24 protein-coding genes are annotated in these 25,040 nt (G+C 63.1%); 19 read left to right on the top strand and 5 right to left on the bottom strand.

Annotated elements, in window-relative coordinates; all coding sequences use genetic code 11:
* Positions 1-162 precede the first annotated feature (162 nt).
* Positions 163-1,056 carry a DMT family transporter gene (locus OS035_RS21110; protein WP_097626246.1) on the top strand — a complete coding sequence of 298 codons (894 nt, stop codon included), beginning with the start codon at positions 163-165 and terminating at the stop codon, positions 1,054-1,056.
* A gap of 25 nt (positions 1,057-1,081) precedes the next feature.
* On the opposite strand, the gene OS035_RS21105 is transcribed toward OS035_RS21110, so the two are convergent.
* Positions 1,082-1,957, bottom strand: a complete 876-nt coding sequence (locus OS035_RS21105; protein WP_097626245.1) for a helix-turn-helix domain-containing protein — start codon at positions 1,955-1,957, stop codon at positions 1,082-1,084.
* A gap of 95 nt (positions 1,958-2,052) precedes the next feature.
* Between OS035_RS21105 and OS035_RS21100 the strand changes: the two genes are divergently transcribed.
* On the top strand, positions 2,053-3,615 hold the full coding sequence (locus OS035_RS21100; protein ID WP_331814043.1) for a 4-hydroxyphenylacetate 3-hydroxylase N-terminal domain-containing protein: 1,563 nt from the start codon (positions 2,053-2,055) through the stop codon (positions 3,613-3,615).
* A gap of 10 nt (positions 3,616-3,625) precedes the next feature.
* Positions 3,626-4,138 carry a flavin reductase gene (locus OS035_RS21095; protein ID WP_064841598.1) on the top strand — a complete coding sequence of 171 codons (513 nt, stop codon included), beginning with the start codon at positions 3,626-3,628 and terminating at the stop codon, positions 4,136-4,138.
* A 267-nt stretch (positions 4,139-4,405) separates the two neighbouring features.
* Here OS035_RS21095 and OS035_RS21090 read toward each other — a convergent pair whose 3' ends face one another.
* Both OS035_RS21090 and OS035_RS21085 read right to left on the bottom strand, forming a co-directional pair.
* Complete coding sequence (locus OS035_RS21090) at positions 4,406-5,884, bottom strand: aldehyde dehydrogenase (protein ID WP_097626243.1); 1,479 nt, start codon at positions 5,882-5,884, stop codon at positions 4,406-4,408.
* A 58-nt stretch (positions 5,885-5,942) separates the two neighbouring features.
* Positions 5,943-7,397 carry an APC family permease gene (locus tag OS035_RS21085; protein ID WP_183780185.1) on the bottom strand — a complete coding sequence of 485 codons (1,455 nt, stop codon included), beginning with the start codon at positions 7,395-7,397 and terminating at the stop codon, positions 5,943-5,945.
* 324 nt (positions 7,398-7,721) lie between these two features.
* On the opposite strand from OS035_RS21085, the gene OS035_RS21080 reads away from it, so the two are divergent.
* The 16 genes from OS035_RS21080 to OS035_RS21005 all read left to right on the top strand — a co-directional run bounded on the left by OS035_RS21080 (position 7,722) and on the right by OS035_RS21005 (position 23,329).
* Positions 7,722-8,507 (top strand): IclR family transcriptional regulator, encoded by a 786-nt coding sequence (locus OS035_RS21080; RefSeq protein ID WP_183780182.1) that lies wholly within the window; start codon positions 7,722-7,724, stop codon positions 8,505-8,507.
* Positions 8,507-9,760 (top strand): Tm-1-like ATP-binding domain-containing protein, encoded by a 1,254-nt coding sequence (locus OS035_RS21075; RefSeq protein ID WP_331814042.1) that lies wholly within the window; start codon positions 8,507-8,509, stop codon positions 9,758-9,760. The genes OS035_RS21080 and OS035_RS21075 overlap by 1 nt, the downstream gene beginning before the upstream one ends.
* On the top strand, positions 9,757-10,407 hold the full coding sequence (locus OS035_RS21070) for an HAD family hydrolase (RefSeq protein WP_331814041.1): 651 nt from the start codon (positions 9,757-9,759) through the stop codon (positions 10,405-10,407). Before OS035_RS21075 ends, OS035_RS21070 begins: the two co-directional genes overlap by 4 nt.
* A 15-nt stretch (positions 10,408-10,422) precedes the next feature.
* Complete coding sequence (locus tag OS035_RS21065; RefSeq protein WP_331814040.1) at positions 10,423-11,778, top strand: aspartate aminotransferase family protein; 1,356 nt, start codon at positions 10,423-10,425, stop codon at positions 11,776-11,778.
* A 2-nt stretch (positions 11,779-11,780) separates the two neighbouring features.
* Positions 11,781-13,064, top strand: a complete 1,284-nt coding sequence (locus tag OS035_RS21060) for an aspartate aminotransferase family protein (protein ID WP_331814039.1) — start codon at positions 11,781-11,783, stop codon at positions 13,062-13,064.
* Positions 13,065-13,071: 7 nt separating this feature from the next.
* The gene (locus OS035_RS21055; protein WP_183780170.1) at positions 13,072-14,091 is read left to right on the top strand and encodes a phosphotransferase; all 1,020 of its coding nucleotides are present in this window, start codon (positions 13,072-13,074) and stop codon (positions 14,089-14,091) included.
* 52 nt (positions 14,092-14,143) lie between these two features.
* Entirely contained in the window at positions 14,144-14,530 is a 387-nt protein-coding gene (locus OS035_RS21050) for a 5-carboxymethyl-2-hydroxymuconate Delta-isomerase (protein WP_331814038.1), read from the top strand.
* A gap of 44 nt (positions 14,531-14,574) precedes the next feature.
* The gene (gene hpaE, locus OS035_RS21045; RefSeq protein ID WP_183780164.1) at positions 14,575-16,092 is read left to right on the top strand and encodes a 5-carboxymethyl-2-hydroxymuconate semialdehyde dehydrogenase; all 1,518 of its coding nucleotides are present in this window, start codon (positions 14,575-14,577) and stop codon (positions 16,090-16,092) included.
* A gap of 133 nt (positions 16,093-16,225) precedes the next feature.
* Positions 16,226-17,206, top strand: coding sequence for a 3,4-dihydroxyphenylacetate 2,3-dioxygenase (gene hpaD, locus OS035_RS21040; RefSeq protein WP_331814037.1), 981 nt, complete (start codon positions 16,226-16,228; stop codon positions 17,204-17,206).
* Between the two features lie 55 nt (positions 17,207-17,261).
* Positions 17,262-18,713, top strand: a complete 1,452-nt coding sequence (gene gabD, locus OS035_RS21035) for an NADP-dependent succinate-semialdehyde dehydrogenase (RefSeq protein ID WP_331814036.1) — start codon at positions 17,262-17,264, stop codon at positions 18,711-18,713.
* Between the two features lie 25 nt (positions 18,714-18,738).
* Positions 18,739-19,611 (top strand): fumarylacetoacetate hydrolase family protein, encoded by an 873-nt coding sequence (locus tag OS035_RS21030; RefSeq protein WP_097626333.1) that lies wholly within the window; start codon positions 18,739-18,741, stop codon positions 19,609-19,611.
* The gene (gene hpaH / locus OS035_RS21025; RefSeq protein ID WP_131711242.1) at positions 19,611-20,414 is read left to right on the top strand and encodes a 2-oxo-hept-4-ene-1,7-dioate hydratase; all 804 of its coding nucleotides are present in this window, start codon (positions 19,611-19,613) and stop codon (positions 20,412-20,414) included. The genes OS035_RS21030 and hpaH overlap by 1 nt, the downstream gene beginning before the upstream one ends.
* An 11-nt stretch (positions 20,415-20,425) precedes the next feature.
* Complete coding sequence (gene hpaI / locus OS035_RS21020) at positions 20,426-21,232, top strand: 4-hydroxy-2-oxoheptanedioate aldolase (RefSeq protein WP_097626230.1); 807 nt, start codon at positions 20,426-20,428, stop codon at positions 21,230-21,232.
* 112 nt (positions 21,233-21,344) lie between these two features.
* Entirely contained in the window at positions 21,345-22,136 is a 792-nt protein-coding gene (locus OS035_RS21015; RefSeq protein WP_097626229.1) for an SDR family NAD(P)-dependent oxidoreductase, read from the top strand.
* 12 nt (positions 22,137-22,148) lie between these two features.
* A complete protein-coding gene (locus OS035_RS21010) occupies positions 22,149-22,928 on the top strand; it encodes a MoaF C-terminal domain-containing protein (protein WP_310806216.1) in 780 nt (259 codons plus the stop codon).
* Positions 22,929-22,939: 11 nt separating this feature from the next.
* Positions 22,940-23,329 carry a nuclear transport factor 2 family protein gene (locus OS035_RS21005; protein WP_097626227.1) on the top strand — a complete coding sequence of 130 codons (390 nt, stop codon included), beginning with the start codon at positions 22,940-22,942 and terminating at the stop codon, positions 23,327-23,329.
* A gap of 33 nt (positions 23,330-23,362) precedes the next feature.
* Here OS035_RS21005 and OS035_RS21000 read toward each other — a convergent pair whose 3' ends face one another.
* On the bottom strand, positions 23,363-24,307 hold the full coding sequence (locus tag OS035_RS21000; RefSeq protein WP_331814035.1) for a helix-turn-helix domain-containing protein: 945 nt from the start codon (positions 24,305-24,307) through the stop codon (positions 23,363-23,365).
* A gap of 15 nt (positions 24,308-24,322) precedes the next feature.
* Positions 24,323-25,039: an ABC transporter ATP-binding protein gene (locus tag OS035_RS20995; protein ID WP_310806215.1), complete on the bottom strand. Its 717-nt coding sequence runs from the start codon at positions 25,037-25,039 to the stop codon at positions 24,323-24,325.
* Position 25,040 lies beyond the last annotated feature (1 nt).

Genomic DNA, 25,040 nt, shown 5'->3' with positions numbered 1-25,040 from the left:
GACAGTTGCTCTTCAATCACGTTTAAACGCTTCGCGCCCGGATTCCAAAGCGCGTCGCATCAAACTTGATCCATGCGCCGCGCTTTGGTCCTTTGTTTTATGCATGTCGTTACCCGGAACCGCTGCACATTCCGGACGACATGCATTGAGGATCGAAGCAAGATGCCAATTCATGAACTTGCCGCGCTCGGAGCGGCAACGTGCTGGGCCTTTACGGGTTTGATCGCGGCGGGTCCATCCGGCCATCTCGGCGCGCCGGCCTTCAACAGGGTCCGCCAGGTTTTCGTCACCGGTCTTTTGGCGCTTTATGTGATTTTTACCGGATCCTGGCGCCAACTGGACGAGGCAAGCGTCGGTCCGCTGCTCTTGTCCGGACTGATCGGCATCTTCATCGGCGATACGCTGCTCTTTGCCGCCCTGAACCGGCTTGGCCCGCGTCGTGCCGGCATCCTGTTCGCCCTCAACGCTCCGATTGCCTCACTGCTCGGCTGGCTGGTGCTGGGGGAGGTTCTATCGTTTTCCGCGGTGGTGGGGATTGCTTTGACGGCCGCAGGCGTTTTTCTCGCCATCGTGTTCGGCAAGAGCCGATCGCAGATCCATCAATGGGAGAGGATCAAGGGGCCACTGTGGATCGGCGTCCTGCTTGGGCTTGGCGCCGCAACCGGCCAGGCGGTCGGTTCCATCATCGCGCGACCGGTCATGGTCAGCGGTATCGATCCATTCGTCGCGTCCCTGCTGCGTGTCGCCATGGCGGCCCTTTGCCTCAGCATCCTGATCCAGTTGCCTGTCCAGTCGGTCAAGCCGAAGGGACCGCTCACCTTCAAGGTCGCGGCATTGACCGCCCTGACCGGGATCATCGCCCTCGGCATGGGCATGACACTCCTGCTCTTTGCGCTGGCTGGCGGCAAGGTCGGTATCGTTTCGACACTGTCGGCAACATCGCCCGCGATTATTCTACCGCTGTTGTGGCTGAAAACCGGCGAACGCCCGGCCGGCGGCGCCTGGGCCGGCGCCGCTCTTGTTGTCGTCGGGATGGCTTTGATCTTTCTTCGATGACCGATAGCGACAGTTCCGTCGCTCGTCACGATGCCGCCTGCAAATGCCGCCGGCGCCAGGCGGCCGGCGCCTCGCCGGTGCGTTTGCGGAAGAAGCGAGAGAAATAGGCGGGATCGTCGAAACCGATCTCGCCGGCAATATCTTCCACCGAGCGGACGGTGAACATCAGCAGGCGTTTGGCTTCCAACAGGCGCCGCTCCAGCAGCAATTCCTTGACGGATAATCTGAAGACTTCGCGGGCGGCCTTGTCCAGCAGATGCGGCGTGGTCGCAAGCAGATCGACATAGGCTCTCACCGGCCAATCCTTTCTGTAGTGAAGATCGACGAGACGGCGCAGCGCGAGGCCGAGTGAGACAGTCGCCGAGGTCGACGGCAGGGCGACCCGGCCGCCGATGCGGCCCATCAGCGACAGCACGACCGAAATCAGGCCGCAAAGCACCTGTTCGCCGTACGCACCTCGATCGCGATAATCCTCGGAGACCATGTCGAGCAGTGTTGCGAGCTTGGTCCATACCGGATCTGCAGGCTGGCCGGTCAGGAAGGTCGGCACGTCGAGATTGAGCGCGATCTGCGGCACGATCGCCTTCAGCATGTCGTCCGAGACCGATACGACGATCGCGTCGGACTGTTCGTCGACATCGAAACCATGCACCACGTTGCTCGGCACGAAGCTCACGGCGGGAGCGGAAAAATTCCAAGTTTCGTCTTCAATCCGATAGGTTCCGCCCCCTTGAAACCAATAGGTGATCTGTCCCATCAGCGGATGTTTGTGCGGCGAGACATGGCCGAAATGCAGGTTTTTTCGCTCCATCACCGTTTCGACGTGCAGGAATCCCACATCGAGCGAGCGGCTCGGCTCGCCATAGACGAAAAAATTCGGAACATCGTTTCGTGTCGCCATAGCGGAAAAAGTACCAGCGAATTCCCTTCTTTGTCCATGGTGTGCCCGCCGCTCCCGTTTTAGCTTCTATCAATATTCCAAGGGAGGAACCTGACATGCGAGCTGAAGACCACCGCGGCGACAAGACCCGTCCGTTCACCGGCGCCGAATATCTCGCCAGCCTGCGCGACGGACGCGAGGTCTATATCAACGGTGAGCGCATCGCCGACGTCACCAGCCATCCGTCGATGCGCAATTCCGCCCGTTCGATCGCGCGGATGTATGATGCGCTGCACGCAGAGAAGACCAAGGACCGCCTGACATCGCCGACCGATACCGGCAATGGCGGCTATACGCATAAATATTTCCGGGTGGCGAAATCCTCGGCCGAGCTCGTCGCCCAGCAAGGCGCCATCGCCGATTGGGCCCGCATGTCCTATGGCTGGATGGGCCGCACCGCCGACTACAAGGCGGCTCTGATGAACACGCTCGGCGCCAATGCCGACTGGTATGGGCCGTTCAAGGACAATGCGCTCGCCTGGCACAAACGCGCCCAGGAAGCAGCGCTGTTCATGAACCATGCGATCGTCAATCCGCCGATCGACCGGCACAAGCCGGCCGATGCCGTCAAGGATGTCTTCGTTCACATCACCAAGGAAACCGATGCCGGCATCTACGTCTCGGGCGCCAAGGTGGTGGCGACTTCCTCGGCGCTGACACATTACAACTTCCTCGCCCAGAGCTCGGCGACGGTGACGGAAGATCCCTCGCTCTCGGTCATGTTCATTGTGCCGATGAATGCGCCTGGCATCAAGATGTTCTGCCGCGTCTCCTACGAGCAGACCGCCAACACGGTCGGTCAGCCTTTCGACTATCCCTTGTCGTCGCGCTTTGACGAGAACGATGCGATCCTGGTGCTCGACAACGTCTTCGTGCCCTGGGAGGACGTGCTGGTGTTGCGCGATGCGGCCAAGATCCTGTCGTTTCACCCGGCTTCCGGCTTCATGCACGGCTACTGCTTCCAGGGCTGCACGCGCTTTGCCGTCAAGCTCGACTTTATGGCGGGGCTGCTCGCCAAGGCGCTGCGCGCCACCGGCGGCGACGCCTTCCGCGGCAATCAGGCCGCACTCGGCGAGGTCATCGCGCTGCGCCACATGTTCTGGTCCTTCTCCAACGCCATGGCCCACAATCCCCAGCCATGGGCAAATGGCGCCGTGCTGCCCAACATGGAGGCAGCCCTTTCCTACCGCACCTTCATGTCGGAGGCCTATCCGCGCGTAATCGAGACGGTGCGCAAGGTCGTCGCCTCGGGGCTGATCTATCTCCCCTCCTCCGCCAAGGATTTCGGCAATCCCGAGATCGACCGCTATCTCGCCCAATATGTGCGCGGCTCCAACGACATGGGCCATATCGAGCGCATCAAGATCATGAAACTGCTGTGGGATGCCACCGGCACCGAATTCGGCGGCCGCCACGCGCTTTACGAACTCAACTATGCCGGTGCGCCTGAGGAGGTCCGGCTGCAGGTGCTGAAGGGCGCCGAGCGCGGCGGGCGGCTGAGGGAGATGGAAGCGCTCGTTGACCAATGCATGAGCGATTACGACGAAACCGGCTGGACCGGCGACACCTGGCTGCCGCCGCTCAATCAGGCATCCGCCGTCCGCAACGCGGCCGAGTGAGGAGACGGCCATGGAGGAGCAAGTCTCGAAAACCGAGTTCCGCGACGCGATGGCCAGGGTCTGTGCCCCGGTCAACGTCATCACCACCAACGGACCCGCCGGGCGCGGCGGGTTCACCGCCACCGCCATGTGCAGCGTCACCGACGAACCGCCGACGCTGCTGGTCTGCATGAACGGTCGCTCGGCCCAATGCGGCGTCTTTCTCGAAAACCACCGCTTTTGCGTCAACGTACTCGCCGATGACCATCAGGAGCTCGCCGGCTATTTCGCCGGCCGCCAGGCGGATATGGCAGCACGCTATGCCGCGGCGGAATGGGTCGACATGCCGTCGGGAAGCCAGGCGCTGGCCGGCGCCATGGTTTCCTTCGACTGCCGGCTCACCGAGGCGCGCCTGGTCGGCACACATCATATCTTCATCGGCCAGGTGATCGGCATTCGTGCGCGGGCGGATGGCAATGCACTGCTATACTTCGACCGCAACTATATCAACGTGCCGACGCAGGTGGGCAGTTTCGGGGGATAGGCGGTCGGCTTCCCCATTGCCGACCACCGATGGGAAAGCCGACTTGTTGTCGCCCCAACGGCTCTGGCCAGTGGCCTGCCCCTTACCGATCCGGGCCGAGTCACTCGTCTCGACTCGTCCTTCGGACCCCCGTAAACAGAACGAGGGGTGCTAGGCGTGAGAGAGCAACGGAGAGGTTGCGGCTATCTCCCTTCGCCCCGCTAGCGGGGCGAAGGTGTCGGCAGGCGGATCAGCGGCTGACCGGCAGTTCGGTTGGCGCCGTTCCTCTCAGAGCTGGATCCACGCGGTTTTCAGATCGACATACTTATCCAGCGCATGCAGCGATTTGTCGTGGCCGTTGCCCGATTGCTTGACGCCGCCGAGCGGCACGCTGTTGTCGGCGCCGCCATAGGTGTTGACATGCACGACGCCGGCGCGGATGCCGCGGACCATCCGATGGGCGCGCGACAGGTTTGATGTCCAGGCAGCGGACGCCAGCCCATATTCCGTGGCGTTGGCGATCTGCAGAGCTTCGGCCTCCGTCTCGAACGGAATGATCGACAGGATCGGCCCGAAGACTTCCTCGCGGGCAAGCGTCATCGATGGCGTCACGTCGAAGACCGCCGGTCGCATGTAATAGCCGCCGGTCTCCTCCAGGATGCGGGTGCCGCCGGTGCGCAGCAAAGAGCCTTCCGACACCGCCTGGGCGACATGGCCGAGGTCTTTCCGCAGCTGGATCTCGCTTGAGATTGCGCCGGCCTCGGTGGAAAGCTGCAAGGGGTCGCCGACCCTCATGGAGGCGGCGATGCCGGCGACCTTTTCCGAAAATTCCTGATGGATCGATTTTTCCACCAGCAGGCGGGAACCCGCGACGCAGACCTGACCGGAATTGCGGAAGATGCCGTAGGCGGAAATCTTGGCGGCCTGATCGAGATCCGGCGCATCGGCAAAGACGATGTTCGGCGATTTGCCGCCCAGTTCCAGATAGACACGCTTCAGGTTGGAGCGCGCCGAATATTCCAGCAGCCGGCGGCCGATCGGGCCGGAGCCGGTAAAGGCGAGCACATCGATATCCATATGCAGTCCGAGCGCTTCGCCGCTGACGGCGCCGCGGCCGGTGACGACGTTGAGCACGCCATCGGGTAATCCCGCCTCGGTGCAAAGTTCGGCGAGCCGCAGCAGGGTCAGCGATGCGCCCTCGGCCGGTTTCAGCACCACCGAATTGCCGGCCGCAAGGGCCGGCGCAATCTTCCAGGCGCCGATCATCATCGGGAAATTCCACGGCACGATGGCGGCGACCACGCCCACCGGCTCGCGGTGAACGAGGCCGAGAATGTTGTCGGCTGTCGGGGCGATCTCGCCATAGACCTTGTCGATCGCCTCGGCATAGTAGCGGAAGGTGCCGGCGGCATTGCCCGGCTCGGCCTTCAGCGCCATGGAGATTTCGGTGCCGTTGTCGCGCACGCCGAGCACGGCGAGTTCAAGCGCGTTCTTCTCGATCAGTTCGGCGATCTTCAGCAGCACCTTCTTGCGCTCGGCAGGGGCTGCCCGCGACCAGCCGCCTTTTTCGAAGGCGCGCCGCGCGGCTTTGACCGCCTGATCGACGTCTTCGGCGCCGGCATCGGCGATCGTCGTTAGCTTGGTTCCGTCGATCGGGGAGATGACGTCCATCGCCGCTCCGCTGACGGCCAGGCGCCAGGCACCGTCGATAAACAGCGATTGGGGAGGAACGGGCTGCGTCCGCAACTGATCGATCTTGTCCTGCATCTCATGCTCTCACGAAAAAGGGTGGCGGAGATGATCCGCCACCGTTGATAGGGTTCGGTCAGGCTTCCTGCCCGGCGCCAAGCCGGGCAAAACCGACGGCATCCGCAGACTTCAGGCGCGCTGCGGCTAGCAATCCGACGATCCCGGCGATCAGCACGAGACCCGGCAGGAATACGCCGAGCGCGCCATTGGCGCCGGCGATGGCGCCAAAATTCGCCGAGATATAATAGACGAGCGCAAGCAAGATCAGGCCGGTGACGACAGGCAGCACCTTGACGGCCAGCACATTCCGCTCGAGCCCCGGGTTGCGGCTGAAAAAGGCGACGATCGCAAAGGCGGTGAAGGCCATCAGCAGGATGATCGCAAGCGTCGCCACATTGGTGAGCCACGAAAACAATGCGAGCACCGGATCCTGGCCCGTCATAGCAAAGAGCGCGACGACAAGAACCGCGATGACCGTCTGGATGATGGAGCCGACATGCGGGCTCTGGAAGACCGGATGCGTAACGCCGACCGACTTCGGCAGCAGACCCTCGCGGCCGGCGACATACATGTAGCGTGCAACGCCGTTGTGGAACGCAAGGACGCCGGCAAACAGACTGGTGATGAAGAGAACGCTCATCACGACGGTGATCCAGTGGCCGACATAGCGCTCGGCAAGGCCGAAGAGGAAAGTCGTGGGATCGGCGAGGCCCTGCAGTTCGGGCACGAGCTTGTCGGCGCCGGCGCCGTTCACCATTAGCCATGACGTCAGCATGTAGAAGAGGCCGATGATCAGAACCGAGATATAGGTGGCGCGCGGCACGGTCTTGTGCGGTTCGCGGGCTTCCTCGCTGTAGATGGTCGTTGCCTCGAAGCCGATGAAGGCGGCGAAGCAAAAGAGGATGCCGATCGCCGGCGTTCCGCTCCAGAAGGCGGTGGGCGTGAAGGGGGTGGCGGACAGGCCGCTGTCACCGCCCTTGGCCAGGATCGCAGCGTCAATGACGAGGACGACGAGATATTCGAGAATGACGAGAACCATCAACACCTTGGCCGAAAGATCGACTCGCCGGTAGCCGAAGACGGCGACAAAGGCGATGCCGATATAACTCCAGACCCACCAGGGAAGGTCGAGGCCGAGCTGCTCGGCGAAAAAGCCCCTGGTCGCTGCGCCGAAGAGGCCGAGGACGCCGACCTGCATGGCGTTGTATGCGAGGATCGCGATCAGCGCCGCCGCCCCGCCCATCAGGCCGCCGAGGCCTTGAGCCGTATAAGCGTAGAAGGCGCCGGCATTGCGGATATGGCGCGCCATGGCGACATAGCCGACGGCAAACAGCAACAGAATGCCGGTGACCAGCAGGAAGGTTAGCGGAATGCCCGCTCCGTTGCCGAGCATCATCGACAGCGGCACGCCGCCGGCAACCGCCGTCAGCGGTGCGGCGGCCGAAACCACCAGGAAGGTCACGGCGCCGACGCCGAGACTGTTTTTGCGCAGCTGGTTCTCTGCGGCGCTTTGCGAATTTTGCATATTCATCTGCCTTCGTTCCCCTTGTTTAAGGACATCCGATCATCGCTGCGATGCGCGCACGCGACCTCCACCAGAACCGGACTGACAAACGGTGTTTTTGGCTTTTGTTGATTTTGCCGCCGTCAGCGCTTATGGTTCATTATTTGAACCGCAGCTTCAAATATAGACTTGCAAACAATTCCGGGCTCTGTCAAGTTAATTCGCATGTTAAGTATCTTGGGTCGCTGCTATCGTGCCGCGGTACAGGGTTTGCGGGCTGATTTGACGGATGGCGTAAAGCCGGATGCAACAAGCCCGGGACATGAACCCTACTCCCCGAGAGGAAGAACGATGAGCACGATCGGAAAGGCGCTTTCATTGCTGGACACCCTGTCACGGCTGGGCAAGGAGGTGGGTCTGACCGACATCGCCCGCCTGTGTTCGCTCGACAAGGCGACGGCACGGCGCTTTCTGGTGGAACTGGAAAAACACGGTTTCGTCGAGCAGGACCCTGACAGCCGCCGCTATCGGATCGGTTCGGCGCCAGTTCGGCTCGCCCGCATCCGCGAGGCCCGCTATCCCTTCCTGCGGGTCGCTGTGCCCTTCATCAGGACACTTGCCGAATCCTCGGCGGAGACGGTGCATCTTTCCGAATTTTCAGGCGGCCGGCTGTCGACCATCCATGTGGAAGATCCACAGCGGGCGCACCGCATCATCGTCGATGTCGGCAGCATCCTGCCCTTTCACGCCACCGCGTCCGGCCTTGCCTTCCTCGCCTTCTGCCCGTCGACGGAGATCGACGCGGCGCTGCGAAAGCCGCTCGAAAAATTCACCGACCATACCGTCGTCGACCCGCAGCTGGTCCGCGGCCTGCTCGACGAGACGGCCGCGCGCGGCTTTTCCATCAGTCATCAGGGTCTCGAGGCCGGCGTCATCAGTGCCGCCGCACCCGTGCGTGCGCCTGACGGCCGGCCGATCGGCTGCGTGGCCGTCGCCGCCCCGCTCTCGCGCACCACCAAGACCGCCATTTACGAATTCGGCGCGCAGGCGATCGCCGCTGCCGACGGAATTTCAGAAAAATACTACGGGTCGGAAAGGCTCACGGGAACCAGTCCAAAAACCAGGAGGAGAGATTGATGAGCCCTGCGGCTCCCTCGCCAAAGATACTTGTCATCGGAACCGGTGACACCAAATGCGACGAACTGCAATTCATGGCGTCGGTCATCACCGAAGCCGGCGGCCGGCCTGTTATGGTCGATGTCAGCATTCTCGGCGACCCGCCCTATATTCCCGACCATTCCAAGCACGACATCGCCAAGGCGGCCGCGACCTCGATTGCGGCGATCACCGAAAACGGCGATGAAAACAGTGCGATGGCCGCCATGGCCAGGGGCGCCGCGGCCTTGACCCGCCGGCTTTACGAGGACGGGCTTGTCGATGGCATCATCGTGCTCGGCGGCTCCATGGGTACGGATCTCGCCCTCGACGTCGCCGCCGTTCTGCCGCTCGGCGTGCCGAAATTCGTGGTCTCGACCATCGCCTATTCCCACCTGATTCCGCCGGAACGAATCGCCCCCGACCTGATGATGATCCTGTGGGCCGGCGGCCTCTACGGCCTCAACAGCATCTGCCGCTCGGTGCTGTCGCAGGCCTGCGGCGCGGTCGTCGGCGCCGCAAGGCACGGAACCAAACCCGATCGCACCCGCCCGCTGATCGGCATGACCTCGCTCGGTTCCTCCTGCCTGAAATATATGAAGTATCTGCGGCCCGAGCTGGAAAAGCGCGGTTATGACGTCGCCGTCTTTCATTCCACCGGCATGGGCGGCCGCGCCTTCGAAGCCATCGCCGCGCAATCCGGCTTTGCCGCCGTCTTCGACTTCTGCATCCAGGAGGTCAGCAATCACCACTATGGCACGGTGGTGACCTCAGGGCCGGACAGGCTCGAATGTGCCGGCCGCGCCGGCATTCCGCAGATCGTCGCCCCCGGCGCCGTCGACATGGTCGATCTTCAGGCGTGGCAGGCCCTGCCTGACATTTTCGCCGAGCGCCCCTATCATGCCCATAACCGGCTGATCGGGTCGGTGACGACCTCGCCGGAAGGCCGGCGGGAAGTGGCGCGGCTGATCGGTCAGAAGCTGGAACGGGCCGATGCGAAGGTCGCCTTCCTGCTGCCGACCGAAGGGTTGCAGGAATGGGACAAGCCGGACGAGCCGCTGCATGATCCGGAAGGCCTCGCCGCCTTCCTCGACGAAATGCGCCGCGCTGTTCCGCCCTCCGTCACCTTCCGGGAAGTCGACGCCCACATCAATTCTCCCTCCTTTTCCGCCGCAGCCCTTGCCCTTTTCGACAGCTGGGTTGCCGAAGGCATCATTCCGGAAGGACGGCCATGACAAGAGAACGCGCCCTCATCCTCGATTTCGGCGGCGTGGTCACCCGCACCCTGTTCGAGACGCATGACATCACCGAGCGGACGCTCGGCCTTCCCCAAGGCTCGCTGACCTGGCTTGGGCCGTTCGACACGGCGACCGACCCGCTCTGGGTGGCGATGCAGAACCGCGAGATCAGCGAACGCGATTATTGGCTGACGCGGGCCGGCGAGATCGGCCGAATGGTCAGAGAGAGCTGGACCGATATGCAGACTTTCGTGCGCCGCGCCCGCGGCGCCGAGCCGGAGTTGGTGCTGCGCCCTGAGGCCCGCGACGCCATCCTGCGGGCCAAGGAAGCAGGCTTGAAGCTCGCGATCCTGTCGAACGAACTCGACCTTTTCTACGGAGCCGAATTCCGCAAGCGCTTCCCGCTGATCGACCTCTTCGACGTCATCGTCGATGCCACCTACACCAAGATCCTCAAGCCCGACCCGCGCGCCTATGAGCAGGTGCTTTCCGAACTCGGCCTGGCGCGCGAGGCTTGCGTCTTTGTCGACGACCAGAAGAAAAACATCGAAGGCGCCGAAGCCGTCGGATTGCCGCATGTGCATTTCGACGTCACCCGCCCTGCCGAAAGCTATGCCCGCGCCCTTGCGATGCTGGGCCTCTGAACGAGAGGAATTGAGATGCGTGAAACCAACTTCATAATCGAAAACAATGCCCGCCACATGTGGCACCCGATGGCCCATCCGGCCGAAATGCAGGCGCAGCCGCCGCGCATCATCAACTCAGGCGAAGGCGTCGAGATCGTCGATATCCAGGGCAAGAAGGTGCTGGATGCCGTGGGCGGCCTGTGGAACGTCAATCTCGGTTATTCCTGCGAGCCGGTGAAGAAAGCGATCCGCGACCAGCTCGACGAGCTGCCCTATTATTCGACATTCCGCGGCACCACCAATTCGCCGCTGATCGAACTCTCCTACGAGCTTGCCGAATGGTTCAGGCCGGACGGATTGAGCCGTTCCTTCTTCACATCGGGCGGCTCGGATTCGGTCGAGACCTGCCTGCGGCTGGCTCGCCAGTACCACAAGATCAACGGGCAGCCGGAGCGCACCAAATTCGTCGCGCTGAAGAAGGGCTACCACGGCACGCATTTCGGCGGCGCCTCCGTCAACGGCAACCAGAATTTCCGCCGCAATTACGAACCGCTGCTGCCCGGCGTCATCCATCTGCCGGCGCCGTTCGCCTATCGCAACCCGTTCGACACCACTGATGATGCCGAGATCGCGGCCGCCATCGGCCGGCTCTTCGAGGACGAAATCGCCTTTCAGGGGGCCGACACCATCGCCGCTCTGATCGTCGAACCGGTGCTCGGCGCCGGCGGCGTCATCGTCCCGCACGAGACCTTCCTGCCGCTGATGCGCGAGATCTGCGACCGCCACGGCATTCTGCTGATCGCTGACGAGGTCATCACCGCTTTCGGCCGCACCGGCGCCTGGACGGGATCGCGCCTCTGGGGCGTCAAACCGGATCTGATGTCGACCGCAAAGGCGATCACCAACGGCTATTTCCCCTTTGGCGCCGTTATGATCTCAGACAAGGTGGCCGAGGTGTTCGAAAGCAGCAAGGGCGCATTCGGCGGCATCGGCCACGGCTATACCTATTCCGGCCATCCGACGGGTGCGGCCGCCGCGCTTGCGACCTTGAAGGAGACGATGCGGCTCAACGTCGCCGCCAATGCCGCCGTCCGCGGAGAGGAACTCATCGCCGGCCTCAGGAGGCTGCAGGACAGGTATGAACTGATCGGCGACGTGCGCGGCAAAGGCCTGATGTGCGCGCTCGAACTCGTCAGCAACCGGGAGAAGAAGAGCGCCGCATCGAAGGATGTCATGCAGAAGGTTCAGGATGCCGCCTATGAGGCCGGCGCGCTGGTGCGCACTTCCGGCGCCAACGTCATCATGTCGCCGCCGCTGATCGTCACGGCGGGCGATGTGCAGACGATCCTGACGGCGCTCGATGCCGGCCTTGCCGCCGCGGGAGCCTGATCATGTCCGACAACGCTGCCCTTATCGCGCGCCGCGAGCGGCTTCTCGGCCGCAACATGTCGCTCTTTTATGACGATCCGGTCCATCTGGTCCGCGGCGAAGGCGTCTGGCTCTGGGATGCCGACGGCCGGCGATATCTCGATTGCTACAACAATGTGCCACATGTCGGCCATTGCCATCCACGCGTGGTCGAAGCGATCACCCGGCAGGCGTCGACGCTGAACACCCACACGCGTTATCTGCACGAGGGCATTCTCGACTATGTCGAACGCCTGACGGCGACCTTCGACAGCAGCCTCGACGCCGCGATCCTGACCTGCACCGGCAGCGAGGCGAACGACGTGGCGCTGCGCATGGCCCAGGCCGTCACCGGCAGGACCGGTGTGATCGCCACCAACCATACCTATCACGGCAATACCGCCGCCGTGTCGCAGCTCTCGACCCGCATGCCGCCGGTCGGCGGCTTCGGCGGCCATGTCAGGCATGTGCCGGCGCCCGACAGCTACCGCCCGCTCGGTGGCGCAGATGGCGAGGCCTTTGCCGCGGCCTTCGCGGCCGCAGTCGAGGCGGCGATCGCCTCGCTGCAGGAAAGCCCGCATGGTTTTTCCGCACTGATCATCGATCCGTTCTTTGCTAATGAAGGCTTTCCGGATCTGCCGCGGGGCTTCCTCGACAAGGCGGTGGCGGCGGTGCGCAAGGCCGGCGGCCTCGTCATCACCGACGAGGTGCAGCCCGGTTTCGGCCGCACCGGCTCTGATATGTGGGGCCATCAGCGCGCCGGCATCGTTCCCGATATCGTGACGCTCGGCAAGCCGATGGCGAACGGCCATCCCGTCGGCGGCGTCGTTGCCAATGCCGATATGCTGAACGCCTTCCGCAAGGCCTTCCGCTATTTCAATACGTTCGGCGGCAATCCGGTCTCCTGCGCGGCCGCCATGGCGGTTCTCGACGTGATCGAGGACGAGAAACTCGTCGAGAATGCCCGCGACGTCGGCGAATATACGCGCGATGCCTTCAAGCGTCTGGCGCAAAAACACACGATCATCGGCGACGTGCGCGGCAGCGGTCTCTTCATGGGCATGGAATTCGTGGCGGACCGGGCGACGAAGGAGCCGGCCGTCGTTGAGGCGAGCCGGATCGTCAATGAAATGCGAGAGCGCGGCGTGCTGATGGGCAAAATCGGCATCCACCAATGCGCCACCAAGATCCGCCCGCCGATGCCCTTCTCCCGGGAAAATGCCGATCTGATGTTGTCGGTCTTCGACGACGTGCTGTCGGGGTTGTGAGGCTGAGATGACCGATCAATTACCGCAGACCATCCGGGATGACCTGCTGGAACGGGCGCTCGAAGCGCTCGACCATTGGGCGGTGCGGGCGGACGAACCTGTCCTGATGAAATACCGGGAAAACGCCGTCTTCCGCATCACTCTTGCTGATGGGCCGTTGGCTGCCCTGCGGCTGCATCGGCCGGGCTATCATGACGAGACGAGCCTGCGCTCGGAACTGGACCTCATGGCAGGACTGCGGCGCGGAGGTCTCGACGTGCCTGCCCCCGTAGCGACGAGCGACGGCGAGATTCTCGTCTTTCTTCCGGCCAACCGAAAGTTTCCCGAGCAATATGCCGACGTCGTCAGCTGGATCGACGGCACGGCCCTCGGGCAGACCGGCACGCCGCTACCGCAATCGGCCGAGACGCAGGCGGAAATCTTTTTCCGCACCGGCCAGGCGATGGCGACGATGCATGATCTGGCCGATGCCTGGGACCCGCCGGAACGTTTCCGCCGCCCGGCATGGGATGCCGAGGGTCTCCTCGGAGAAAGGCCTCTCTGGGGCCGCTTCTGGGATTGCCCGGGGCTTTCACGCGGCGAGGCCTCGTCGCTTTCGGCATTGCGCGACGACTTGCGGGACCGTCTTGCCAATGCGCAGCGACACGGCCTCGACTACGGCCTGATCCATGCCGATCTGGTGCGCGAGAACATCTTCCTGACGGGAAGCGAAGACGATATCGCCTTCATCGACTTCGACGATGCGGGATATGGCTTCCGCCTTTTCGATCTCGCCACGGCCCTGCTGAAGAATCGCCAAGAACCGGCCTACCCTGAAATCGAAAACGCCCTGATCGCCGGCTATCGCAACAGGCGCGGCCTTTCCGATGCGGCGCTGCAAAGCCTGCCGCTTTTCATGGCGCTGAGGAGCCTCACCTATATCAGCTGGCTTGCCGAGCGGCCCGAGATCCCGAACGCTCCCGAGCGGCTGTCGCGTTATGTCGCCGAAAGTCTGGAGCTTGCAAGAAAGCTCGATATCGACGCTTGACATCCATCACAAATTGATTAACGTGTTAAGTAACTAAGCCGTGGGAGGACGGATGCCACATCTCACCATCGAATATTCGGCCAATCTCGACGGCCGCGCCGACATTGGTGCACTCTGCGAGACGCTGCTGAACACCGTGCTCGAGACTGGGCTTTTCGAGATCGGTGCGGTGCGGGTGCGCGCCCTTCGCGCCGATCATTATGCGATCGCCGACCGGCTTGCCGAAAACTCCTTCGTCGACCTGAACTTCCGCATCGGCAAGGGCCGCACGACCGAGGAAAAGAAGCGCACCGGCGAAGCGATCCTTGCGGGTGCGGCGGAAGTCCTCGCCCCCCTCTTCGAGACGCCGCATTTCGCGCTGTCGCTGGAGATCCGCGAGATCGATGCGGAGCTGAGCTGGAAGAAGAACGCCATCCATCCGCGGCTTCGCGGCAAGTGACAAACCCCGCATCGCGGGACGAGACAACATCAGGGAAACAGACGATGTCCAAACTGCAGGAAAACATCGCAAAGGCGGAAACCTACCTTGCGCGTTTCAAGGAGCGCGGCGTCCTCAACCGCATCGGCGGCGAGGATGTGGGGGGCGGTGACGGCGCAACCTTCGAGACCCTCTCGCCGGTCGATCTGAAGCCGCTCGCCACCGTCGCCCGCGGCAATGCCGCCGATATCGACCGTGCGGCCAAGGCCGCCAAATCAGCCTTTGGCGAATGGGCCGCCATGCCCGGCGATGCGCGTAAGAAGCTCCTGCACAAGGTTGCTGATGCGATCGTCGCACGTGCCGAGGAGATCGCCTTCGTCGAATGCATGGATACCGGCCAGTCGCTGAAATTTATGGCGAAGGCGGCGCTGCGCGGTGCGGAAAATTTCCGCTTCTTCGCCGATCGCGCACCGGAGGCACGGGACGGAAAGTCACTGCGTGCCGATGGCCAGGTGAACGTGACGACGCGCGTGCCGATCGGCCCGGTCGGCATCATCACGCCGTGGAACACGCCCTTCATGCTGTCGACCTGGAAGATCGCGCCGGCCCTTGCTGCCGGCTGCACCATCGTCCACAAGCCGGCCGAATTTTCGCCGCTGACGGCCCGCCTGCTCGTCGAAATCGCCGAAGAGGCCGGCCTGCCCAAGGGCGTGTGGAACCTCGTCAACGGCTTCGGCGAGGACGCCGGCAAGGCGCTGACCGAACATCCGCTGATCAAGGCGATCGGCTTCGTCGGCGAAAGCCGCACCGGCTCGATGATCATGAAACAGGGCGCCGACACACTGAAGCGGGTGCATTTCGAACTCGGCGGCAAGAACCCGGTCGTCGTCTTTGCCGATGCCGATCTCGAGCGCGCGGCTGATGCCGCCGTCTTCATGATCTATTCGCTGAACGGCGAGCGCTGCACCTCGTCTTCGCGCCTGCTGGTCGAAGACAGCATCTATGACAGGTTCACCGCGCTCGTCGCCGAAATGGTAAGGCGCATCAAGGTCGGCCATCCCCTCGATCCCGAGACGGTCATTGGCCCGCTCATCCATCCCGTGCACGAAAAGAAGGTGCTGGAATATATCGCGATCGGACGCTCGGAAGGCGCAACGCTTGCTGCCGGCGGCGAGAAATTCGATGGTCCGGGCGGCGGCTGCTACGTCTCCCCCACCCTCTTTACCGGCGCCGACAACAAGATGCGCATCGCCCAGGAGGAAATCTTCGGGCCGGTGCTGACAGCCATCCCCTTCAAGGACGAAGCCGATGCGCTGGCGCTCGCCAACGACGTCCAGTACGGCCTGACCGGCTATCTCTGGACCTCCGACGTCACCCGCGCCTTCCGTTTCACCGACCATCTCGAAGCCGGGATGATCTGGGTGAACTCGGAAAACGTCCGCCACCTGCCGACGCCTTTCGGCGGCGTCAAGAATTCCGGTATCGGCCGCGACGGCGGCGACTGGTCCTTCGATTTCTACATGGAAACCAAGAACGTCGCCTTCGCCACCAAGCCGCACGCCATCCAGAAACTCGGCGGCTGAGCCGACCGCGCGCATAAGAGCGGGTCAGCTTTTCAAGAAAGCATGGAACCGCTCTTACATTTCGTTTTTACGCAATTCCGGACGGAAAACCGCTTCGCACTTTTCCTGGAAGTTGCTCTAAGAGGAGGAACCCATGCCCCTGCCGACACCCAATCTCTATCCGCCTTTCAACATCGTGCGTCTCAGCCATGTCGAACTCGGCGTCACCGATCTCGCCAAGTCCCGCGCCTTCTATGTCGATACGCTCGGCTTGCAGGTGACGGATGAGACCGCCGATATCATCTATCTCAGGGCGCTCGAAGAACGCGGCCATCACTGCATCGTGCTGAAGAAATCCGGCAAGGCCGAAGCCCGCGACCTCGGTTTCAAGGTCTTCGGCGACGAGGATCTCGACAAGGCCGCCCATTTCTTCAAGGATAAGGGCCTGCCGGTCGAGTGGGTCGAGCGCCCCTACCAGGCGCGCACTTTCCGCACCCGCGATCCGCACGGCATTCCGCTCGAATTCTATTCGAAGATGGATCGCCTGCCACCGATCCATCAGAAATATGCGCTCTACAAGGGCGTCAAGCCGCTCAGGATCGACCACTTCAACTGCTTCTCGCCGAATGTCGACGAGAGCGTCGCCTTCTATAACGAGCTCGGCTTCCGCGTCACCGAATATACCGAGGATGCCGAGACCGGCCGCCTCTGGGCCGCCTGGACGCACCGCAAGGGCGGCGTACACGACATCGCCTTCACCAACGGCCGCGGCCCGCGCCTACACCATACCGCCTTCTGGGTGCCGACGCCGCTCAACATCATCGACCTGCTCGACCTGATGGCGACCACCGGCTGGGTCGCCAACATCGAACGCGGCCCAGGCCGCCACGGTATCTCCAACGCCTTCTTCCTCTATATCCTCGATCCCGACGGCCACCGCATCGAGATCTACTGCTCGGATTACCAGACGGTCGATCCCGATCTGGAGCCGATCAAGTGGGACCTCAAGGATCCGCAGCGTCAGACTCTTTGGGGTGCGCCGGCTCCCAAATCCTGGTTCGAACATGGTAGCCTGTTTGCCGGTGCCGATGTGGTTGAGCCTGAGTTGAAGGCCCAGCCGATCATCGCGCCTTGAACGTTAACCTCGCGGGCGAGATCGCCCGCTTCTCAACGTTGGCGAGGATAGAGTCATGGAATTGAAGGACGCAACATTGTTCCGCCAGGCCGCATTGGTCGGCGGCGACTGGATCGAGGCCGGCGACAATGCGATCGCGGTGGACAATCCCGCGACCGGCGCGATCCTCGGTCGCGTTCCCAATCTGGGAGCAGCGGAGACGAAGGCGGCGATCGCCGCAGCCGAGATCGCGCAGAAGGAATGGGCCGGGCGCACCGCCAAGGAGCGGTCGGTCATCCTGCGCCGCTGGTTCCAGCTGATGATGGACAATCAGGACGATCTCGGCCGCATCCTGACGGCAGAACAGGGCAAACCGCTGGCCGAAGCTAAGGGTGAGATCGCCTATGGCGCGAGCTTCATCGAATGGTTTGCCGAGGAGGCGCGGCGGGTCTATGGTGACATCGTTCCCGGCCATCAGAAGGATAAGCGCATCCTGGTGATGAAGCAGCCGATCGGCGTCGTTGCCGCCATCACCCCGTGGAATTTCCCCAATGCGATGATCACCCGCAAGGCTGGACCCGCCTTTGCCGCCGGCTGCGCCATGGTGCTGAAGCCGGCCTCGCAGACGCCGTTTTCGGCGATCGCCATCGCGATCCTCGCCGAGCGCGCCGGTTTCCCCAAGGGCCTGTTCAGCGTTCTCACAGGTTCGGCCCGCGCAATCGGCGGCGAAATGACCGCAAGCCCCATCGTGCGCAAGCTGACCTTTACCGGCTCGACCGAAGTCGGCGCCGAACTCTACCGGCAGAGCGCACCGACCATCAAGAAGCTCGGGCTGGAACTCGGCGGCAATGCGCCCTTCATCGTTTTCGACGACGCCGATCTGGATGCGGCCGTGGAAGGCGCGCTGATCGCCAAATTCCGCAACAACGGCCAGACCTGCGTCTGCGCCAACCGCCTCTATGTGCAGGAGGGCGTCTATGACGCTTTTGCCGAGAAGCTCTCGAAGGCCGTCGGCGCGTTGAAGACCGGCAACGGCTTCGACGAGGGCATCAATCTCGGCCCGCTGATCGACGAGTCCGCCCTTGCCAAGGTCGAGGAGCATGTCGCCGATGCGCTGTCCAAGGGCGGCCGTGTCGTTGCCGGCGGCCACCGCCACCCACTCGGCGGGCGCTTCTATGAGGCGACTGTGCTGGCCGACGTCACCCCTGCCATGGCTGTCGCCAAGGAAGAGACGTTCGGGCCGGTGGCGCCGCTCTTCCGCTTCAACGACGAAGCCGATGTGATCGCTCAGGCCAACGACACCGAGTTCGGTCTTGCCTCCTATTTCTACGCCAAGGATCTCGCCCGGGTCTTCCGGGTCGCCGAGGCGCTGGAATACGGCATGGTCGGCGTCAATACCGGGCTGATCTCGACGGCCGAAGCCCCATTCGGCGGCGTCAAACTTTCTGGCCTCGGCCGCGAAGGCTCGAAATACGGCATCGAGGAATTCACCGAAATCAAATATGTCTGCCTCGGCGGTATCGCCTGAGGCCAAGAGAAGGCCCGAGACAAGCATGACCCATCCACGATTCCTGTCCTTTTCCAGAAACGGCCATCATGGCTATGGGCTTGCCGTCGAGAACGGCGTCATCGACCTGTCGGCTCGCCACGGCGCAAGCTGGGCGAGCCTTCGCGAAGTGATCGAGGCGGGCCGCCTCGTTCAGCTCGCCGAGGAGAGCAGATCATTAAAGCCGGATTTCGCGCTCGACGACATCCGCTTCGAAATTCCTATTCCGTCGCCGGAAAAGATTATCTGCGTCGGGGTCAACTTCCCCGACCGCAACGAGGAATATAAGGACGGTCAGGCAGCACCCTCCAACCCCTCGCTGTTCATCCGTTTTCCCCGTTCCTTCACCGGCCATGGCGAACCGCTGATCCGGCCGCCGGAAAGCCCGCAGCTCGACTATGAAGGCGAGATCGTCATCGTCATCGGCAAGGGCGGCCGGCGGATTGCCGAGGCGGACGCCTTCTCCCACATCGCCGCCCTGTCGCTCTGCAACGAGGGCACGATTCGCGACTGGGTGCGCCATGCCAAGTTCAACGTCACCCAGGGCAAGAACTTCGATCGCACCGGCGCGATCGGCCCCTGGCTGATCCCTTTCACCGATGCCGCTCAGCTCGAAGACATCAAGCTCGAAACCCGCGTCAACGGCGAGGTCCGCCAGAGCGACCGCACCAGCCGGATGATCTTCTCGTTCCGCAAGATCATCAATTATACCTCCACCTTCACCACGCTCGTTCCCGGCGACGTCATCGTTACCGGCACGCCGACAGGCGCCGGCGCCCGCTTCGATCCGCCGATCTGGCTGAAACCCGGCGATGTCGTCGAAGTCGAGGCCGACGGCCTTGGCATCCTGAAAAACACCATCGCCGACGAGGTGTTGTGATGCTGTCTGAGGATGAAATCCAGGCGGCCGCCGAAAGCCTCGACCAGGCTGAGCGCACCCGCATCCAGGCCGGCCTTCTGTCGCTGAGGCATCCCCGAATGGATATGGACGACGCCTATGCCGTACAGAGCGCCTGGATGAAAAAGAAGATCGCGGCCGGCCGCAAGCCAATCGGCTGGAAGATCGGGCTGACCTCGAAGGCGATGCAATATGCGCTCAACATCGACATCCCCGATTCCGGCGTGCTTCTCGACGACATGATGTTCGAAGACGGCGCCACCGTGCCGGCCGATCGCTTCATCCAGCCGCGAATCGAGGCGGAGATCGCCTTCGTCATGAAGGCGCCTTTGCGCGGGCCTGATATCTCGATCTTCGACGTGCTGAACGCCACCGATTATGTGACGCCGGCGCTCGAAATCCTCGACACCCGCATCCTGCGCGTCGATCCGCAGACGAAGAAGCCGCGCACCATCGTCGATACCATTTCCGACAATGCCGCCAATGCCGGCATCGTCACCGGCGGCCGCGCCGTGCGGCCCGGGGAGATCGACATGCGCTGGATGGGAGCGATCGTCAGCCGCAACGCCGAGGTCGAGGAAACAGGGCTTGGGGCGGGCGTCCTCAACCAGCCTGCTCGCGGCGTTGCCTGGCTCGCCAACCGGCTGGCGCAATATGGCGATGGCATCGAGGCTGGACAGATCGTGCTGGCTGGTTCATTCATCCGTCCGATCGAGGCACGGCACGGCGATACCATCAACGCCGATTTCGGCCCTTACGGCTCGGTCAGCCTCTATTTTGCATGAAGGAGTGAAACATGCCGGCGCCCAAAAACCTCTTCAAGCAAGCCCTGAAGGAGGGGCGGGCGCAGATCGGCCTCTGGCAGGCGCTCGCCAGTCCCTATACGGTCGAGATCTGCGCCGGCGTCGGTTATGACTGGCTGCTGCTCGATGCCGAACATGCGCCGAACGACGTGCCGCTTCTCGCCTCGCAGCTGCAGGCGATGAAGGGATCGGCAAGCCATGCGGTGATCCGCCCGCCGGTCGGCGAGACCTGGATCATCAAGCAGATGCTCGATATCGGTGCGCAGACGCTGCTCATTCCGATGGTCGACAGCAAGGAGATGGCGGAGGCCATGGTCCGCGCCGTGCGTTATCCGCCGCAGGGTGTGCGCGGCGTCGGTGCCGCCCTTGCCCGCGCCTCCGATTTCAACCGCATCCCCGATTATCTCCAGACCGCCAATGACGAGATCTGCCTGCTGCTGCAGGTCGAAAGCCGGGCGGGACTCGCAGCGCTCGACGCGATCGCGACGACCGAGGGCGTCGACGGCGTTTTCATCGGCCCGTCCGATCTCGCCGCCGACATGGGCTATCTCGGCAGACCGGGCGCGCCCGAAGTGCAGGCCGAAGTCGAAAAGGCGCTTGCCAGGATCCAGTCGCACGGCAAGGCCGCCGGCATCCTGATCGGCGATCTCGCCCTTTCCAAGCGCTATCTCGAACTCGGCGCCACCTTCGTCGCGATCGGCAACGACGTCATGCTGCTCGCCAATGCCACGGCCAAGCTGCTTGAGGATTTCCACAAGACCGAACCCGCCAGGCCGGCGGGCGACGTGAAGGTCTACTGACCTCCCGCATTCAGCATCGTTTTGCACGCTCAGTCAAAACGGACTGCACAGCTGGACAGGACGCCTCCCGGCCTTTCGACCATGATGATCGAAAGGTCCAGGAGGAAGAGATATGCGTTTCAGCAAGAAGACAGCGCTGATCACCGGCGGCGGCACGGGCATCGGCGCCGCCGTCGCGCGGCGCATCCGTAGGGAAGGCGGCAACGTCGTGCTCGTCGGACGGCGCCCCGAACCGCTTCGCGCCGTTGCCGATGAGATCGGCGCCACCGTCATCACCACCGACGCGGCCGATGGCATTGCGATGCGGAAAGCGCTCGAAACGGTCGTCGAGACTTTCGGCGGGCTCGATATCCTGATTGCCAATGCCGGCGGCCACGGCGTCGGGCCGACGATCAGCATGTCTGACGAGACCTGGGATCTCGCGGTTCGGCTCAATTTGAACACCGCCTTCGTCAGCGCCCGCGAATCCCTCCCCTATCTGATCAAGAACAAGGGCAATATCGTCGTTCTCGCCTCGATTGCCGGGCTGTTCGCCGGGCCGGATGCGGCGGGCTACGTCACCATGAAGCATGCCTGTATCGGGCTCGCAAAATCGCTGGCGCGCGACTACGGCCGCAAGGGCGTGCGCACCAACACCGTCTGCCCGGGATGGGTGACGACTGACATGGCCGACGAGCAGATGCAGATGATCGTCGAGAAGTTTAGGCTGAAAAGCATCGAAGAGGCTTATGCGCTCGTCACCAAGGACGTGCCGCTCGGTCGCCCCGCGAGTACCGAGGATGTCGCCAACGCCGTCTGCTTCCTGGCCTCCTCGGACGCCTCAATGATCAACGGCGCGATCCTGACCGTCGACGGCGGAGCCGGCACGGTCGATCTGCCGACCCTCGCCTTTGCAGAATGCTAGGAGGAGACAACGATGAACGAAAATCCGAAGGATTGGAAAACCTACGACGAATTCGCCTATGGCATCGACACGAACCGCCTGCCGGCGAGCGAAGCGCTTTCCGGCTCTTCCTATAAGATCGGCTTCGACGACGGCCGCCGGCTCGACCTTGCCTTCGGCAGAGGCGAGGCCAGATGGTCCGACGGCAAGGAAAGCGCAACCGACAAGGCTGAGGTGATCGAGGTCGCGCCGAATACCTATTTCATCGAAATCGTCTTCGCCGGCCGCCCGAGAGAAGCCGAAACGCTGATCCTCAATGTCGAGACCCGCCGAGCGTTTTCGATCTATTCGATCGTCCGCGACGCGAGGGATGCCGTCGGCGAACCGCAGGTGGCGCAGATCTTCCGGCCCGGCGTCATCGAAGGTGGCACTTCAAGCGGGCCGGCGCCGGCCGAAAGCCGTGATCTCATCGGGCTCAGGGCGCATTTCACCTATAGCCCCAACCATGTCTACGAACACACCTACCTCTCCGCTGAGCGCTACGCCTGGCAGTGCCTGGTCGGCGTCCAGCGCGGCCATGGCGATGTCGACCTGACAACCACCTACAAGTTCGACGAGAACCAGTACGTCTTTACCTTCCGGGAGTTCAAAATCGCGGTCGCCTCCACCTTCTTCTACAATTTCAATGATATGCGCTCGACCGGTAAATTCCTCGGCATTACCGGCGCCGGACGCATCCAGAACAGTCCTGCCGGCGCCTTCATCCGCAAGGCCTCGATGACCTATTACCTGCCGGGCCAGGAACCGGTGTGAGAGACAGAACCATGAAAACAGCTTTCGACATGGTGAAGGCGCATTACGACGCCAACGACCGCCGCGATATAGACGGGATGCTGGCCGACATTGCGCCCGACTGCCGCTGGACCGAGATGGACGGCTTTCCCTGCGCCGGCACCTATGTCGGCCCGCAGGAGGTCTTTAGACACGTCTTCCAGGCCCTCGGTGAGGCATTCGATGGCTACACCTTCAAGCTGGAACGTCTTCTCGACGCCGGCGACGATGTGATCGCCATCGGCGACTACAGCGGCACGCACCGGCAGACCGGTAAATCCTTCAAGGCCCGCGTCGTCCATGCCTGGCGTGCCGCGGACGGCAAGATCCGGCGCTTCGAGCAGTTTACCGATACGCTGCGCGTCGCGGAATCGATGCGATAAGAATCTGGGCGGCTCGGCGCAGACCGGGCCGCCCTACAAAAGCGCAGCCTTGCGCCATTGCGACGGCGAAACGGCGTAGCGGGCGCGGAAAGCCCGCGAAAAATGCGCGCTGGAGGAAAAGCCGAGCGCAAAGGCGATCTCGGATATCTCGCCGCTATTGCCGGCGGCTTTGCGCAGCCTAGCCGCAGCCTGCTGCAGGCGCAGGTCCCAGATATAGTCGGACGGCGTCAGCCGTGCGGTCTCGAATGCGCGATAAACGTAACGCACCGAGCAGCCCATGCGCCGCGCGATCATGGCGACGGTCAGATCCGGCCGGGCGATATTCCCGGCGATGAAATCCTTGATGCGCGCCAGCAGCAGATCGAGGGGATTGGCGACCAGTCCCTCCGGCCGCCCCTCGCCGATCATCGTGCGAACGAGATCGATCATCGTCTGGCCGACGCTCGAACGCCGCGCTTCGTCGAGATGGCCGATCTCGTGCATGGTCGTTTCCATCAGCGACAGCAGAATACCGCACATGCCGTCATACTCGGCATGCGCGGTGAAGGGTGCTGCCAGCCGCTCGACCGCGGCCTGCGGCAATGCCTGCCGCGGCAGTTGCAGCAGCAATTGGCGGACCGGCGTGCTGTTGGTCAGCACATAGGGCCGGCGCGGATCATAGATCACAAGCGCATCGGTGGAGATCGGCGCGTGCAAGCCACCCTGGGTGATCGAGGCGCTGCCTTCGGCCTGCAGGATCAGCTTGATCGCGTCGGGATCGTCAGGCCTGGCCGTCACCCGCTCGCCGAAAACCATATGCCGATCGGCTTCCAGCCGCGTCAGCCGGCAGGCTCCCAGCATAGCGGAGAGCATCGAACTCTTCTCCTCGTCGGCTGCCGTGAAATCGAGCCTGACATTGCCGAACAGCGTGCGGGCAAGCCCGGCGAACTCCTGGCCCCGAGCTGTCTCGATAGGGCGGTGATCAGCGGAAAAACGCATAACAACCTCCTCACTTCAGCTCGCCAGATAGGCGCCATGGAGGATGTCCGGCTGGGCTTTCAGCGTCGCGGCGGGACCGTCGAAGACAAGGCGGCCGCGCTCCAGCACGAGGGCCTTATCGGCGAGATCCAGCGCGAGATTGGCGAATTGCTCGATCAGCAGCACGCCGATGCCGCCGGCAGCGGCAATCTTCAGCGCCTCGGCCAGACGCTTGACGACGGCAGGCGCCAAGCCGAGCGAAAGCTCGTCGACGATCATGAAACGTGGCTTTGCGACGAAAGCCTGCGCCATCGCCACCATCTGCTTCTGACCGCCGGAGAGATCGGAAGCCGACTGACGCCGGCGCTCGGCAAGCTCGGGGAATATCTCATAGGCGCGCTCCAGCCCCTGCCGGCGGGCAGTCGCCGCAGGATCGAGCGCGGAGACGAGGATATTGTCCTCCACCGACAATTGCCCCAGCACGCGGTGCCCTTCCGGAACGAGCGCAAGGCCTGCCCGACGAATGCGGTCGGGCACAAATCCTTCGAGTGCGATGTCTCCCAGCCGCACCGCGCCGCCGCGCGGCAGAACACCTGCCATGGCCATGACCGTGCTCGATTTTCCCGCCCCATTGGCGCCGAGCAGGGTCGTCACCTCGCCGGCCGCGACCGAAAAGGAAATGTCATGGATGACGCGTTTGCCGCCGCGTTCGACGACGAGGTTTTCGACGCGGACCTCGGAATTCCCGCTCATC

Origin of the sequence: Rhizobium sp. 268 (assembly GCF_036571585.1) — a bacterium.
GTDB classification, from domain to species: domain Bacteria; phylum Pseudomonadota; class Alphaproteobacteria; order Rhizobiales; family Rhizobiaceae; genus Rhizobium; species Rhizobium redzepovicii.
This window is presented reverse-complemented; position numbering and strand designations above follow the sequence as displayed.